General features: G+C 33.5%; 13 protein-coding genes. 12 read left to right on the forward strand and 1 reads right to left on the reverse strand.

What is annotated here, in order from left to right; translation table 11 throughout:
- Nucleotides 1-173 precede the first annotated feature (173 nt).
- From NST10_RS00380 to NST10_RS00395, 4 genes are read left to right on the forward strand one after another with little or no spacing between them, the layout of a single operon-like run.
- Nucleotides 174-866, forward strand: coding sequence for a heptaprenylglyceryl phosphate synthase (locus tag NST10_RS00380; protein ID WP_339210518.1), 693 nt, complete (start codon nucleotides 174-176; stop codon nucleotides 864-866).
- Complete coding sequence (pcrA, locus tag NST10_RS00385; protein WP_339210521.1) at nucleotides 863-3055, forward strand: DNA helicase PcrA; 2193 nt, start codon at nucleotides 863-865, stop codon at nucleotides 3053-3055. Before NST10_RS00380 ends, pcrA begins: the two co-directional genes overlap by 4 nt.
- 3 nt (nucleotides 3056-3058) lie before the next feature.
- Complete coding sequence (ligA, locus tag NST10_RS00390) at nucleotides 3059-5062, forward strand: NAD-dependent DNA ligase LigA (protein WP_000774552.1); 2004 nt, start codon at nucleotides 3059-3061, stop codon at nucleotides 5060-5062.
- Nucleotides 5063-5074: 12 nt separating this feature from the next.
- The gene (locus NST10_RS00395) at nucleotides 5075-6274 is read left to right on the forward strand and encodes a CamS family sex pheromone protein (RefSeq protein ID WP_000831695.1); all 1200 of its coding nucleotides are present in this window, start codon (nucleotides 5075-5077) and stop codon (nucleotides 6272-6274) included.
- A gap of 88 nt (nucleotides 6275-6362) precedes the next feature.
- On the opposite strand, the gene putP is transcribed toward NST10_RS00395, so the two are convergent.
- The gene (gene putP / locus NST10_RS00400; protein WP_000957023.1) at nucleotides 6363-7901 is read right to left on the reverse strand and encodes a sodium/proline symporter PutP; all 1539 of its coding nucleotides are present in this window, start codon (nucleotides 7899-7901) and stop codon (nucleotides 6363-6365) included.
- Between the two features lie 366 nt (nucleotides 7902-8267).
- On the opposite strand from putP, the gene gatC reads away from it, so the two are divergent.
- The 8 genes from gatC (at nucleotide 8268) to dinB (ending at nucleotide 16754) form a co-directional block, all read left to right on the forward strand.
- Nucleotides 8268-8570: an Asp-tRNA(Asn)/Glu-tRNA(Gln) amidotransferase subunit GatC gene (gene gatC / locus NST10_RS00405; RefSeq protein WP_000170162.1), complete on the forward strand. Its 303-nt coding sequence runs from the start codon at nucleotides 8268-8270 to the stop codon at nucleotides 8568-8570.
- Nucleotide 8571: 1 nt separating this feature from the next.
- Complete coding sequence (gene gatA, locus NST10_RS00410) at nucleotides 8572-10029, forward strand: Asp-tRNA(Asn)/Glu-tRNA(Gln) amidotransferase subunit GatA (protein WP_000027924.1); 1458 nt, start codon at nucleotides 8572-8574, stop codon at nucleotides 10027-10029.
- A gap of 12 nt (nucleotides 10030-10041) precedes the next feature.
- A complete protein-coding gene (gene gatB, locus NST10_RS00415; protein WP_000545373.1) occupies nucleotides 10042-11469 on the forward strand; it encodes an Asp-tRNA(Asn)/Glu-tRNA(Gln) amidotransferase subunit GatB in 1428 nt (475 codons plus the stop codon).
- A gap of 38 nt (nucleotides 11470-11507) precedes the next feature.
- Nucleotides 11508-11654 carry a hypothetical protein gene (locus NST10_RS00420; protein WP_001791535.1) on the forward strand — a complete coding sequence of 49 codons (147 nt, stop codon included), beginning with the start codon at nucleotides 11508-11510 and terminating at the stop codon, nucleotides 11652-11654.
- Between the two features lie 693 nt (nucleotides 11655-12347).
- Nucleotides 12348-13295, forward strand: a complete 948-nt coding sequence (locus NST10_RS00425; RefSeq protein WP_001231458.1) for a diacylglycerol kinase — start codon at nucleotides 12348-12350, stop codon at nucleotides 13293-13295.
- Nucleotides 13296-13375: 80 nt separating this feature from the next.
- The gene (gene rlmD, locus NST10_RS00430) at nucleotides 13376-14737 is read left to right on the forward strand and encodes a 23S rRNA (uracil(1939)-C(5))-methyltransferase RlmD (RefSeq protein WP_001147874.1); all 1362 of its coding nucleotides are present in this window, start codon (nucleotides 13376-13378) and stop codon (nucleotides 14735-14737) included.
- Between the two features lie 169 nt (nucleotides 14738-14906).
- Nucleotides 14907-15437, forward strand: a complete 531-nt coding sequence (locus NST10_RS00435) for a DUF3267 domain-containing protein (RefSeq protein WP_000548777.1) — start codon at nucleotides 14907-14909, stop codon at nucleotides 15435-15437.
- A gap of 246 nt (nucleotides 15438-15683) precedes the next feature.
- Nucleotides 15684-16754, forward strand: a complete 1071-nt coding sequence (gene dinB, locus NST10_RS00440; protein ID WP_000140179.1) for a DNA polymerase IV — start codon at nucleotides 15684-15686, stop codon at nucleotides 16752-16754.
- Nucleotides 16755-16808: the final 54 nt, after the last annotated feature.

The raw sequence follows: 16808 nt of genomic DNA on the forward strand, positions 1-16808 counted from the left end.
GATAAACGAACGATAAACAATGGTTATCTATCTGTACTAATAAGGTAGATAATCATTGTTTTTTCACGAAAAAATTTACAGAGTAAAAGAACTTAAATTTCATATTAAGTCTTTAGAACTCGACACTTAAAAATGCTATAATCATATGTATGTTAAAAAAGGAGTTTCGGAAAATGTATGACATTAAAAAATGGCGCCATATTTTTAAATTAGACCCAGCTAAGCATATTTCAGATGATGATTTAGATGCGATTTGTATGTCTCAAACAGATGCAATTATGATTGGTGGAACTGATGACGTTACTGAAGATAATGTCATTCATTTAATGAGCAGGGTAAGAAGATACCCATTGCCTTTAGTACTTGAAATATCAAACATCGAAAGTGTAATGCCTGGTTTTGATTTTTATTTTGTACCTACAGTACTGAACAGTACAGATGTTGCATTTCACAATGGTACATTATTAGAAGCGCTTAAAACATATGGACATAGTATAGATTTTGAAGAAGTAATATTTGAAGGGTATGTCGTGTGCAATGCTGATAGCAAAGTGGCAAAACATACCAAAGCAAATACAGATTTAACAACAGAAGATTTAGAAGCATATGCCCAAATGGTCAATCATCTGTATCGATTACCGGTTATGTATATAGAGTGTAGTGGCATTTATGGCGACGTATCAAAGGTTCAAGCTGTCTCAGAACATCTAACAGAAACGCAACTTTTTTATGGTGGCGGTATTTCCTCAGAACAACAAGCGACAGAGATGGCAGCTATTGCAGATACAATTATCGTCGGTGATATTATTTATAAAGATATTAAAAAAGCTTTAAAAACAGTAAAAATAAAGGAGTCTAGTAAATGAATGCGTTATTAAATCATATGAATACAGAGCAAAGTGAAGCTGTAAAGACAACAGAAGGACCATTGTTAATTATGGCAGGTGCTGGTTCAGGGAAGACACGTGTTTTAACACATAGAATTGCTTATTTATTAGACGAAAAAGATGTCTCACCATACAATGTTTTGGCTATTACTTTTACAAATAAAGCAGCAAGAGAAATGAAAGAACGTGTTCAAAAATTAGTAGGTGATCAAGCAGAAGTGATTTGGATGTCAACATTCCACTCAATGTGTGTGCGTATTTTACGTCGTGATGCAGATCGAATTGGTATAGAACGCAATTTTACGATAATTGATCCTACAGACCAAAAATCTGTTATTAAAGACGTCTTAAAAAATGAAAATATTGATAGTAAAAAGTTTGAACCACGTATGTTTATCGGTGCGATCAGTAATTTGAAAAATGAACTTAAAACACCTGCAGATGCTCAAAAAGAAGCCACAGATTATCACTCGCAAATGGTAGCAACGGTTTATAGTGGATATCAACGCCAATTGTCACGTAATGAAGCGTTAGATTTTGATGACCTTATTATGACAACGATTAACTTATTTGAGCGTGTACCAGAAGTTCTAGAATATTATCAGAACAAATTCCAATATATTCATGTAGATGAGTATCAAGATACCAATAAAGCACAATACACATTAGTTAAATTATTAGCAAGTAAGTTTAAAAACTTATGTGTTGTAGGTGACTCAGATCAGTCAATTTATGGTTGGCGTGGTGCTGATATTCAAAATATCTTATCATTTGAAAAAGACTACCCAGAAGCGAATACAATCTTTTTAGAGCAAAATTATCGTTCGACGAAAACGATTTTAAATGCGGCTAACGAAGTGATTAAAAATAATTCTGAACGTAAGCCAAAAGGACTGTGGACTGCAAATACGAATGGTGAGAAAATTCATTACTATGAAGCAATGACAGAACGTGATGAAGCGGAATTTGTAATACGAGAAATTATGAAGCATCAACGTAATGGTAAGAAATATCGAGATATGGCAATTTTATATAGAACAAATGCACAATCACGTGTACTTGAGGAAACATTCATGAAATCTAATATGCCATACACAATGGTTGGTGGCCAAAAGTTCTATGACCGTAAAGAAATTAAAGATTTATTAAGTTATTTGCGTATAATTGCCAATAGTAATGATGACATTAGTTTGCAACGTATTATTAATGTTCCAAAAAGAGGTGTAGGTCCTTCATCTGTTGAAAAAGTTCAAAATTATGCACTTCAAAACAATATCAGTATGTTTGATGCACTTGGAGAAGCTGATTTTATCGGATTGTCAAAAAAGGTGACACAAGAGTGTCTTAATTTTTACGAGTTAATCCAAAGCTTGATAAAAGAACAAGAATTTTTAGAAATTCATGAAATAGTTGATGAAGTATTACAAAAGTCTGGCTACCGAGAAATGCTTGAACGTGAAAATACACTAGAATCTCGAAGTAGATTAGAAAACATCGATGAATTTATGTCAGTACCAAAAGACTATGAGGAAAATACCCCATTAGAAGAACAGTCATTAATTAACTTTTTAACGGATTTATCGTTAGTAGCTGATATTGATGAGGCAGATACTGAAAATGGCGTAACACTAATGACGATGCACTCGGCTAAGGGCCTTGAATTTCCAATCGTCTTTATAATGGGAATGGAAGAATCTTTATTCCCACATATTAGAGCGATTAAGAGTGAAGATGATCATGAAATGCAAGAAGAACGTCGTATTTGTTATGTAGCAATCACAAGGGCTGAAGAGGTGTTATACATCACTCATGCGACATCAAGAATGTTATTTGGTCGCCCTCAGTCAAATATGCCATCTAGATTTTTAAAGGAAATTCCAGAATCACTATTAGAAAATCATTCAAGTGGCAAACGACAAACGATACAACCTAAGGCAAAACCTTTTGCTAAACGTGGATTTAGTCAACGAACAACGTCAACGAAAAAACAAGTATCGTCATCTGATTGGAATGTAGGTGACAAAGTGATGCATAAAGCCTGGGGAGAAGGCATGGTGAGTAATGTAAACGAGAAAAATGGCTCAATCGAACTAGATATTATCTTTAAATCACAAGGGCCAAAACGTTTGTTAGCGCAATTTGCACCAATTGAAAAAAAGGAGGATTAAGGGATGGCTGATTTATCGTCTCGTGTGAACGAGTTACATGATTTATTAAATCAATACAGTTATGAATACTATGTAGAGGATAATCCATCTGTACCAGATAGTGAATATGACAAATTACTTCATGAACTGATTAAAATAGAAGAGGAGCATCCTGAGTTTAAGACTGTAGATTCTCCAACGGTTAGAGTTGGTGGTGAAGCCCAAGCCTCTTTCAATAAAGTCAACCATGACACGCCAATGTTAAGTTTAGGGAATGCATTTAATGAGGATGATTTGAGAAAATTCGACCAACGCATACGTGAACAAATTGGCAACGTTGAATATATGTGCGAATTAAAAATTGATGGCTTAGCAGTATCATTGAAATATGTTGATGGATACTTCGTTCAAGGTTTAACACGTGGTGATGGAACAACAGGTGAAGATATTACCGAAAATTTAAAAACAATTCATGCGATACCTTTGAAAATGAAAGAACCATTAAATGTAGAAGTTCGTGGTGAAGCATATATGCCGAGACGTTCATTTTTACGATTAAATGAAGAAAAAGAAAAAAATGATGAGCAGTTATTTGCAAATCCAAGAAACGCAGCTGCGGGGTCATTAAGACAGTTAGATTCTAAATTAACGGCAAAACGAAAGCTAAGCGTATTTATATATAGTGTCAATGATTTCACCGATTTCAATGCGCGTTCGCAAAGTGAAGCATTAGATGAGTTAGATAAATTAGGTTTTACAACGAATAAAAATAGAGCGCGCGTCAGCGATATCGATGGCGTTTTAGAATATATTGAAAAATGGACAAGCCAAAGGGAATCATTGCCATACGATATCGATGGTATTGTGATAAAGGTTAATGATTTAGATCAGCAGGACGAAATGGGATTCACACAAAAATCACCAAGATGGGCCATTGCTTATAAATTCCCAGCTGAGGAAGTGGTAACTAAATTATTAGATATTGAATTAAGTATTGGACGTACAGGTGTAGTCACACCTACTGCTATTTTAGAACCAGTAAAAGTAGCTGGTACAACTGTATCAAGAGCATCCTTGCACAATGAAGATTTAATTCATGACAGAGATATTCGAATTGGTGATAGTGTTGTAGTGAAAAAAGCAGGTGACATCATACCTGAAGTTGTACGTAGTATTCCAGAACGTAGACCTGAGGATGCTGTCACATATCATATGCCAACCCATTGTCCAAGTTGTGGACATGAATTAGTACGTATTGAAGGCGAAGTAGCACTTCGTTGCATTAATCCAAAATGCCAAGCACAACTTGTTGAAGGATTGATTCACTTTGTATCAAGACAAGCCATGAATATTGATGGTTTAGGCACTAAAATTATTCAACAGCTTTATCAAAGCGAATTAATTAAAGATGTTGCTGATATTTTCTATTTAACAGAAGAAGATTTATTACCTTTAGACAGAATGGGGCAGAAAAAAGTTGATAATTTATTAGCTGCCATTCAACAAGCAAAGGACAACTCTTTAGAAAATTTATTATTCGGTCTAGGTATTAGGCATTTAGGTGTTAAAGCGAGCCAAGTGTTAGCAGAAAAATATGAAACGATAGATCGATTACTAACAGTAACTGAAGCGGAATTAGTAGAAATTCATGATATAGGTGATAAAGTAGCACAATCTGTAGTTACTTATTTAGAAAATGAAGATATTCGTGCTTTAATTCAAAAATTAAAAGATAAACATGTTAATATGATTTATAAAGGTATCAAAACATCAGATATTGAAGGACATCCTGAATTTAGTGGTAAAACGATAGTACTGACTGGTAAGCTACATCAAATGACACGCAATGAAGCATCTAAATGGCTTGCATCACAAGGTGCTAAAGTTACAAGTAGCGTTACTAAAAATACAGATGTCGTTATTGCTGGTGAAGATGCAGGTTCAAAATTAACAAAAGCACAAAGTTTAGGTATTGAAATTTGGACAGAGCAACAATTTGTAGATAAGCAAAATGAATTAAATAGTTAGAGGGGTATGTCGATGAAGCGTACATTAGTATTATTGATTACAGCTATCTTTATACTCGCTGCTTGTGGTAACCATAAGGATGACCAGGCTGGAAAAGATAATCAAAAACATAACAATAGTTCAAATCAAGTAAAAGAAATTGCTACGGATAAAAATGTACAAGGTGATAACTATCGTACATTGTTACCATTTAAAGAAAGCCAGGCAAGAGGACTTTTACAAGATAACATGGCAAATAGTTATAATGGCGGCGACTTTGAAGATGGTTTATTGAACTTAAGTAAAGAAGTGTTTCCAACAGACAAATATTTGTATCAAGATGGTCAATTTTTGGACAAGAAAACAATTAATGCCTATTTAAATCCTAAGTATACAAAACGTGAAATCGATAAAATGTCTGAAAAAGATAAAAAAGACAAGAAAGCGAATGAAAATTTAGGACTTAATCCATCACACGAAGGTGAAACAGATCCTGAAAAGATTGCAGAAAAATCACCAGCCTATTTATCTAACATTTTAGAGCAAGATTTTTATGGTGGTGGAGATACAAAAGGTAAGAATATTAAAGGTATGACGATTGGTTTAGCTATGAATAGTGTTTATTACTATAAAAAAGAAAAAGATGGACCGACTTTTAGTAAAAAACTAGATGATAGCGAAGTTAAAAAGCAAGGTAAACAAATGGCTAGTGAGATATTATCAAGGTTACGTGAAAATGATGATTTAAAAGATATACCAATTCATTTTGCAATTTATAAGCAATCAAGTGAAGATTCAATCACACCAGGTGAATTTATCACTCAAGCGACTGCAGAAAAGAGTCAAACAAAGCTTAATGAATGGCATAATATCAATGAAAAATCAGCTTTATTACCTTCTTCAACAGCAGCAGATTATGATGAAAATTTAAATAATAATTTCAAGCAATTTAATGATAATTTGCAATCATATTTTTCTAATTTCACACAAGCAGTAGGAAAAGTTAAATTTGTTGATAAAAAGCCACAACGATTAGTAGTAGATTTACCAATCGATTACTATGGACAAGCTGAAACAATTGGTATTACACAGTACGTTACTGAACAAGCGAATAAATATTTCGATAAAATCGATAACTATGAAATTCGGATTAAAGATGGTAACCAACCACGTGCTTTAATTAGTAAGACAAAAGATGACAAAGAACCGCAAGTTCATATTTACAGTAATTAATTGTAAATTAAAGATAATAAAAAGGTACCAATGTTAGTCATAATTTTGATTAACATTAGTACCTTTTTAATTTGTTAAGACTTATGAATTATTTTTCTCTAACGATGTCACGAACTTTGTTTAAGTCAGTTTCAACAAATGCACCAGGTTTTTTAGTAAGTTTACTTACAACATATGTAACGATTACACTTACAATAAATCCAGGAATAATTTCATATAAGCCGAATATTTCGTTGATATGTGCCAATGGTTTAATCCACGCAATCCAAACGATAACGACTAAGGCACCTGAAACCATTCCACTTACAGCACCGGCACGTGTCAAACCTTTCCAGTAAAGTGCAAATAGCACAAGTGGACTGAACGATGCACCAAATCCGGCCCAAGCATTACCTACTAAGTTTAGAATTGTGTCGTTTGGATTCCATGCAATCGCGATGGCAACAATTGCTACTGCTAATACAGATAAACGTCCAACCATAACGAATTCTTTTTGATGTGTTTTAGCTTTTTCTTCACCACGAACTAATTTATAAAAGTCTTCAGTTAAAGAACTAGACGTTACAAGTAATTGTGAAGAAATGGTGCTCATAATTGCTGCTAGAATCGCAGCAAGTAAGAAACCACCTACAAGAGGATGGAAGAGTACTTGACTCATCACGATGAATAATGTCTCAGGATCTTCTAGTTTAATATGATAAGCAGGTACGAATGCAATACCTGTTAAACCAACAGCCACAGCGCCTAATAAACCAACAGCCATCCAGCTAATACCTAAACGTCTAGCTTTAGGTAGCATCTTGTGTGATTTAATAGACATAAACCTTACAATGATATGAGGTTGACCGAAATAACCTAATCCCCATGAAAATAGAGAGATAATTCCTATAAATGATAACCCTTTAAATAAATTTAAATTTGTAGGTTTCATAGCTGCTACATCATGAAACGTTCCCCAGCCGTTTAAATTCATCATAGCAACAATAGGGACCATAACCATCGCAATTAACATAATGACACCTTGGAAGAAATCTGTAATTGATACAGCTAAATATCCACCAAAGAAAGTATAGAAAATGACAATGAAAGCAACTAATATTAAACCGAAATGATAATCTAATCCAAAAGCACTTTCAAATAATTTACCACCAGATACGAAACCAGAATGTGTATATAATGTAAAGAATACTACGATAATCAATCCAGAAATAATCTTTAACACATTATTTTTATCGTTTAAACGATTTTTAAAGAAATCTGGTAATGTAATTGCATCTCCAGCTAATTCGGTATAAACGCGAAGTCTAGGAGCAACAACAAAGTAATTTATATAAGCACCTAATGTTAAGCCGATTGTAATCCACATTGCCGAAAGACCAGTACTATAGACAGAACCAGGTAGACCCATAATCATCCATCCACTCATATCTGAAGCTCCAGCTGATAATGCAGTAATATACGGTCCAATACTACGTCCGCCTAACATGTACTCGCTTAGGTTACCAGTTGCTTGCTTGTAACCGTAAAAGCCAATAACGATTAGTATCAAGAAGTAGACGGCAATCATAATATAAGTTTGCCAATTGGCATCTACTTGTTGACTTAATGCTGTCCCCATTGTAAGCATGATAAACACTCCCTTTATTTAATTTATAATTTAGTTACTTGAAAACATTATACATAAAGATAAATGTTTAGAAAAGTAGGAAAATTAAATTTATTCTTTTTGAAATACTTGTATACCAATATAGAAAACGCTTTCGTATTTTTTAGATATGAGCAAATTTTTATAATTAAAATTGCATAATCATAATATTGAATTGGGTTGTCTAATAATAAAAGGGTGTTGTTTTCATAAAAAATGATTTGGTAAACGAATGATAATGTTTATACAGTTTATATGAAATTAAAGTAGTACCTCATAAATGCTTAGATTTTTAATTGGAAATTTGATACAATTTAGTGATGAATGACTTAAAGGAGGCTTTTATTAATGACAAAAGTAACACGTGAAGAAGTTGAGCATATCGCGAATCTTGCAAGACTTCAAATTTCTCCTGAAGAAACGGAAGAAATGGCCAACACATTAGAAAGCATTTTAGATTTTGCAAAACAAAATGATAGCGCTGATACAGAAGGCGTTGAACCTACATATCACGTTTTAGATTTACAAAACGTTTTACGTGAAGATAAAGCAATTAAAGGTATTCCGCAAGAATTAGCTTTGAAAAATGCCAAAGAAACAGAAGATGGACAATTTAAAGTGCCTACAATCATGAATGAGGAGGACGCGTAAGATGAGCATTCGCTACGAATCGGTTGAGAATTTATTAACTTTAATTAAAGACAAAAAAATCAAACCATCTGATGTTGTTAAAGATATATATGATGCAATTGAAGAGACTGATCCAACAATTAAGTCTTTTCTAGCGCTGGATAAAGAAAATGCAATTAAAAAAGCGCAAGAATTGGATGAATTACAAGCAAAAGACCAAATGGATGGCAAATTATTTGGTATTCCAATGGGTATAAAAGATAACATTATTACAAACGGATTAGAAACAACATGTGCAAGTAAAATGTTAGAAGGTTTTGTGCCAATTTACGAATCTACTGTAATGGAAAAACTACATAATGAGAATGCCGTTTTAATCGGTAAATTAAATATGGATGAGTTTGCAATGGGTGGTTCAACAGAAACATCTTATTTCAAAAAAACAGTTAACCCATTTGACCATAAAGCAGTACCAGGTGGTTCATCAGGTGGATCTGCAGCAGCAGTTGCAGCTGGCTTAGTACCATTTAGCTTAGGTTCAGACACTGGTGGTTCAATTAGACAACCGGCTGCATATTGTGGTGTTGTCGGTATGAAACCAACATACGGTCGTGTATCTCGATTTGGATTAGTTGCATTTGCATCTTCATTAGACCAAATTGGTCCATTGACTCGAAATGTAAAAGATAATGCAATCGTATTAGAAGCTATTTCTGGTGCAGATGCTAATGACTCTACAAGTGCACCTGTTGATGATGTAGACTTTACATCTGAAATTGGTAAAGATATTAAAGGATTAAAAGTTGCATTACCTAAAGAATACTTAGGTGAAGGTGTAGCTGATGACGTAAAAGAAGCAGTTCAAAACGCTGTAGAAACTTTAAAATCTTTAGGTGCTGTCGTTGAGGAAGTATCATTGCCAAATACTAAATTTGGTATTCCATCATATTACGTGATTGCATCATCAGAAGCTTCGTCAAACCTTTCTCGTTTTGACGGAATTCGTTATGGTTATCATTCTAAAGAAGCTCATTCATTAGAAGAATTATATAAAATGTCAAGATCTGAAGGTTTCGGTAAAGAAGTAAAACGTCGTATTTTCTTAGGTACATTTGCATTAAGTTCAGGTTACTACGATGCTTACTATAAAAAATCTCAAAAAGTTAGAACATTGATTAAAAATGACTTTGATAAAGTATTCGAAAATTATGATGTAGTAGTTGGTCCAACAGCGCCTACAACTGCGTTTAATTTAGGTGAAGAAATTGATGATCCATTAACAATGTATGCCAATGATTTATTAACAACACCAGTAAACTTAGCTGGATTACCTGGTATTTCTGTTCCTTGTGGACAATCAAATGGCCGACCAATCGGTTTACAGTTCATTGGTAAACCATTCGATGAAAAAACGTTATATCGTGTCGCTTATCAATATGAAACACAATACAATTTACATGACGTTTATGAAAAATTATAAGGAGTGGAAATCATGCATTTTGAAACAGTTATAGGACTTGAAGTTCACGTAGAGTTAAAAACGGACTCAAAAATGTTTTCTCCATCACCAGCGCATTTTGGAGCAGAACCTAACTCAAATACAAATGTTATCGACTTAGCATATCCAGGTGTCTTACCAGTTGTTAATAAGCGTGCAGTAGACTGGGCAATGCGTGCTGCAATGGCACTAAATATGGAAATCGCAACAGAATCTAAGTTTGACCGTAAGAACTATTTCTATCCAGATAATCCAAAGGCATATCAAATTTCTCAATTTGATCAACCAATTGGTGAAAATGGGTATATCGATATCGAAGTCGACGGTGAAACAAAACGAATCGGTATTACTCGTCTTCACATGGAAGAAGATGCTGGTAAGTCGACGCATAAAGGTGAGTATTCATTAGTTGACTTGAACCGTCAAGGTACACCGCTAATTGAAATCGTATCTGAACCAGATATTCGTTCACCTAAAGAAGCATATGCATATTTAGAAAAATTACGTTCAATTATTCAATACACTGGTGTATCAGACGTTAAAATGGAAGAGGGATCTTTACGCTGTGATGCTAACATCTCTTTGCGTCCATATGGTCAAGAAAAATTTGGTACTAAAGCTGAATTGAAAAACTTAAACTCATTTAACTATGTACGTAAAGGTTTAGAATATGAAGAAAAACGCCAAGAAGAAGAATTGTTAAGTGGTGGAGAAATCGGACAAGAAACACGTCGATTTGATGAATCTACAGGTAAAACAATTTTAATGCGTGTTAAAGAAGGTTCTGATGATTACCGTTACTTCCCAGAGCCTGACATTGTACCTTTATATATTGATGATGCTTGGAAAGAGCGTGTTCGTCAGACAATTCCTGAATTACCAGATGAGCGTAAAGCTAAGTATGTAAATGAATTAGGCTTACCTGCATACGATGCACACGTATTAACATTGACTAAAGAAATGTCAGATTTCTTTGAATCAACAATTGAACACGGCGCAGATGTTAAATTAACATCTAACTGGTTAATGGGTGGCGTAAACGAATATTTAAATAAAAATCAAGTAGAATTATTAGATACAAAATTAACACCAGAAAATTTAGCAGGTATGATTAAACTTATCGAAGACGGAACAATGAGCAGTAAAATTGCGAAGAAAGTCTTCCCAGAGTTAGCAGCTAAAGGTGGTAATGCTAAACAAATTATGGAAGATAATGGCTTAGTTCAAATTTCTGATGAAGCAACACTTCTAAAATTTGTAAATGAAGCATTAGACAATAACGAACAATCAGTTGAAGATTACAAAAATGGTAAAGGCAAAGCTATGGGCTTCTTAGTTGGTCAAATTATGAAAGCGTCTAAAGGTCAAGCTAATCCACAATTAGTAAATCAACTATTAAAACAAGAATTAGATAAAAGATAATTAGATTCATCAGACTATGATGATATAACAATGAACCCTTGGTTGCTGACTTAGATGCAATCGAGGGTTTATTTATATCTATAGAAGTCATATTACTTTTAACTTTATTCATTGTACATGTTAATGGTAAAAATATTAATTTTATTAATGCGTTAGCTTTAATTATATTAAGGCAAACTGTATAATAAAAAGGTATAAAACATTTTTGTATAAAGACAACATTATATTTACAACATCATTTTAAAGGTAAAATAGCATAACTGACGAAGTCTATATAACGAAGAACGGCAAAAAATGCTGAATAAATAACAACCTTTGTACATATTGAGATAGTATTTGTTTAAGATACAAGTTGGTCTTTAACGATATTAAGAATGATGAGATAAGACTGATCCTGGGCCATAAATTCAATGTCCTAGGCACTACAATGTTATATTGGCAGTAGTTGACTGAAAGAAAATACGCTTGTAATAAGCTTTTTTCAATTCTAGTGGGGCCCCAACAAAGAAGCTGACTTTCTGTCAGCTTACAATAATGTGCAAGTTAGGGTGGGGCCCCAACAAAGAGAATTTCGAAAGGAAATTCTACAGACAATGCAAGTTGGCGGGGCCCCAACATAGAAGCTGACTTTCTGTCAGCTTACAATAATGTGCAAGTTGGGGTGGGGCCCCAAACATAGAGAATTTTGAAAAGAAATTCTACAGACAATGCAAGTTGGCGGGGCCCCAAACATAGAGAATTTTGAAAAGAAATTCTACAGACAATGTAAGTTGGGGTAGAACGAAATAAATTTTGTTAAATATTATTTCTGTCCCACTCCTATTAGACGAAACCAAGATGAAGTTAAAATATATGAATTTTAAGTAGAGGGATAAGATATGAGGAAACGTGCTAGAATCATTTATAACCCGACATCAGGTAAAGAGCAATTTAAAAGAGAATTACCTGATGCCTTAATAAAATTAGAAAAAGCGGGATATGAAACGAGTGCATATGCAACCGAGAAAATAGGTGATGCCACACTTGAAGCAGAAAGAGCTATGCATGAAAATTATGATGTATTAATCGCTGCAGGTGGTGACGGAACATTAAATGAAGTAGTTAATGGTATCGCAGAAAAGCCTAATCGTCCTAAGCTAGGTGTCATTCCTATGGGTACTGTTAATGACTTTGGACGTGCATTGCATATACCTAATGACATCATGGGGGCACTTGATGTCATCATTGAAGGTCATTCTACTAAAGTAGATATTGGTAAAATGAATAATCGATACTTTATTAATTTAGCTGCAGGCGGACAATTGACGCAAGTCTCTTATGAAACACCGAGTAAATTGAAATCTATTGTTGGTCCATTTGCTTATTACATCAAAGGTTTCGAAATGTTACCTCAAATGAAAGCTGTAGATTTAAGAATTGAATATGATGGTAATGTTTTCCAAGGAGAAGCATTATTATTCTTTTTAGGTTTAACAAATTCAATGGCAGGATTTGAAAAATTAGTGCCGGACGCTAAGTTAGATGACGGCTATTTTACGTTAATTATAGTTGAAAAATCAAACCTTGCAGAACTTGGTCATATTATGACTTTAGCTTCAAGAGGAGAACATACTAAGCATCCTAAAGTTATTTATGAAAAAGCAAAGGCAATTAATATTTCATCATTCACAGACTTACAACTAAATGTAGATGGAGAATATGGTGGTAAATTACCAGCGAATTTCTTGAATCTAGAACGTCATATAGATGTCTTTGCACCAAATGATATTGTAAATGAAGAGTTAATAAATAATGATCATGTTGATGACAATTTAATCGAAGAATAAACAGAAGTAGTGAAATATATAATGGCAGGTTAGGAAGCGCATAATTTTGTTCCTAACCTGTTCATTTTGGAGGTAAAATTTTGCAAGCAATAGCTAAAAATGACATTAAAACGGGAACAGTTGTTGATTTAACGCATGAAGGTCATGGTGTCGTAAAAATAGATCGCTTTCCTATTTTCATACCACAAGCTTTAATTAATGAACAAATTGAATATAAAATTATCAAAGTAAAAAAGAACTTTGCGATAGGTAAGTTGCTTAATATAAATACGAGAAGTGAGAATCGTGTTGCACCGCCATGTATATATTATGAACGTTGTGGTGGGTGCCAACTTCAACACTTATCATACGAAGCACAACTTGAAATGAAAAAGGAACAAGTGATTAATTTGTTTCAGCGAAAAGCGCATTTTGATAATTCTAAGATTAACGATACAGTTGGCATGACAGATCCTTGGAGATATCGAAACAAGTCCCAGATTCCAGTTGGTAAGAATGAACAGAATGAAGTTATTATGGGCTTTTATCGTCAAAGAAGCCATGACATTATTGACATGGGAAGTTGTTTAATACAAGATTCACAACATCAAGAAGTGATGAATGAAGTTAAATCTATTTTAAAAGATTTAAATGTAAGTATTTATCAAGAACAATTGAAAAAAGGTTTAATGAGACATTTGGTTGTAAGAACAGGATATCATACAGACGAAATGATGGTTATTTTTGTAACTAATGGTAAAAATTGGCCACAAAAAAATGCTGTTGTTGAGAAGATATTAGATGCATTTCCTAATGTGACAAGCATTAAACAAAACATTAATGATAGCCACTCTAATGTTATTATGGGACGTCAGTCTATAACGCTATATGGTAAAGATACAATTATTGATCAATTAACAGATAGTACATTTAAAATAAGTGATCAGTCATTCTACCAAATTAATTCTGAACAAACAGAGAAATTATATAATAAAGCAATTGAGTATGCGCAATTGACAGGTAATGAAGTTGTATTAGATACCTATTGTGGTATTGGAACAATAGGACTATATATGGCACCACATGCAAAACATGTATACGGTGTTGAAGTTGTACCTTCTGCAATTGAAGACGCACAACAAAATGCGACTATAAACCAATGCAATAATACAACTTTTGTCTGTGGGAAAGCTGAAGAAGTTATTTTACAATGGAAAGCACAAGGGATTAAACCAGATGTTGTAATGGTTGATCCGCCAAGAAAGGGCTGTGACGAAACGTTTATTCAGACTTTGCTTACATTAGAACCTAAGCGTATTGTCTATATTTCATGTAATCCCTCAACACAGCAACGTGATGCATTATTATTAGCTGAAAAATATCAACTTGAAGAGGTAACACCGGTAGATATGTTTCCACAAACAACACATGTTGAGACAGTGGCATTATTCAATTTGAAATAGCGCACATGATTTGAGATAAAATTTCGCCTTAATAAGTGAAGAAAGAAGTCGTATATTAAAATTTTATTACAGCCAATTTACTTTCTTGATATGAACTTTTTAAATTAAATGTGACATTGTATACTATATTTAAAGAAGAATAAGAATGTCATGATCGGGAGGGTTGGTAATGCATAAAATTGATTTAACGACAAATAATTTTCAAATGCGAAGGTTTATTATCTTGCAACTTGTTATTGCGTTATTCGTGATTTTATTTACGTATAAGTGGGCGTTAGGTGTCACAGCGGTTGTCGATCAAAATATCATCATCAATCTTGTATATGGGTTTGCTGGATTCATTATTTTATTGATTTTACATGAACTTATCCATAGAGCATTATTTCTGTTATTTAAAAAAGATAGCAAACCTATGTTTAATATAAAAAAAGACAGAATCTTATTCCAAACAGCAGATGCTTGCTTCAACAAATGGCAATTCTCAATTATTATGCTGTCACCACTAATCCTATTAAGTGCTGGCTTGCTTATTTTAATTAAGGTATTTGGTTATTCATCACTTATTTTTATGTTTAGTATGCATACCGCTTATTGCTTTATAGATATTCTGCTTGTTGCATTAACAATATCTAGTAGTTTTAAATATGTTCAACAAGATGAAGATAGTATTTATTTGTATCATCAAAAGCCGACTCAATAATAAATTTTAATATGATGATACCAGCAAAATGAATTTGCTTGAATTATTTCAGATTACCTATGTTTTCTTACTCAATCGTCTTCATCATCATGCTTAAATAGCAATTGATTTTATAACAACTTGTAGTTATCTCAATATAGTTATCGCTAAGTGCAAGATTTATGTAAAAAAATCGTACACAGCGTATAATTATGTTGAGATATTTTTGTGCGTTATAAAAGTAAAAATTAGTAGGGAGGTGAGCACTTGACTGAGAGACGAATTATTCATATCGATATGGACTATTTTTTTGCACAAGTCGAAATGAGAGATAACCCCAAATTGAAAGGGAAACCAGTCATTGTTGGTGGTAAAGCAAGTAGTAGGGGCGTTGTCTCTACGGCATCTTATGAAGCACGAAAATACGGCGTCCATTCAGCAATGCCTATGTCACAAGCGCATAAATTATGTCCAAATGGATACTTTGTCACAAGTAATTTTGGTGCTTACCGAGAAACATCTGCGCAGATTATGTCTATTTTCCGTAGTTATACAGATAAGGTAGAACCGATGTCATTAGATGAAGCGTATTTAGATATTACAGAATTAGTGAGACCAGACCTTCCTGCTTCGAAAATTGCTCAGTATATTAGAAAAGATATTCTAGAGCAGACACATTTAACAGCATCTGCAGGTGTTTCTTATAACAAATTTTTAGCTAAATTAGCGAGTGGTATGAATAAACCTGATGGTATGACTGTGATTGATTATCGAAATGTCCATGATATTTTGATGACATTGGATATTGGAGATTTTCCAGGCGTAGGTAAAGCTTCCAAAAAAGTAATGCATGATAATGGTATTTTTAACGGTAGAGATTTATATGAGAAAACGGAATTTGAATTAATACGTTTGTTTGGAAAAAGAGGTCGGGGTTTATATAACAAGGCACGCGGTATTGACCATAGTGAAGTGAAATCAACAAGAGTAAGAAAATCAGTAGGGACTGAACGCACATTTGCAACAGACGTGAATGATGATGAAGAGATTTTAAGAAAAGTATGGGAGTTGTCAGGTAAAACAGCTGAACGTCTAAATAAATTACAGAAGTCGGCTAAAACTGTAACGGTTAAAATTAAAACTTATCAATTTGAAACGTTATCTAAACAGATGAGTTTAAGAGATTCTGTTAGTTCTGAAGAAGATATTTATAATATTGCATATTTACTTTATAACGATTTAAAAGACCCTGATGTACCAATTCGACTTATTGGTGTCACTGTAGGTAATTTAGAACAATCAACTTATAAAAATATGACGATATATGACTTTATATAAAATAAAGCTCCCTTCAAAGTTTACATTTTTACAATGCTTACTTTGAAGGGAGTA

Source organism: Staphylococcus sp. FSL W8-0305, assembly GCF_037966415.1.
In the GTDB taxonomy this organism is placed as follows: Bacteria; Bacillota; Bacilli; order Staphylococcales; family Staphylococcaceae; genus Staphylococcus; species Staphylococcus aureus.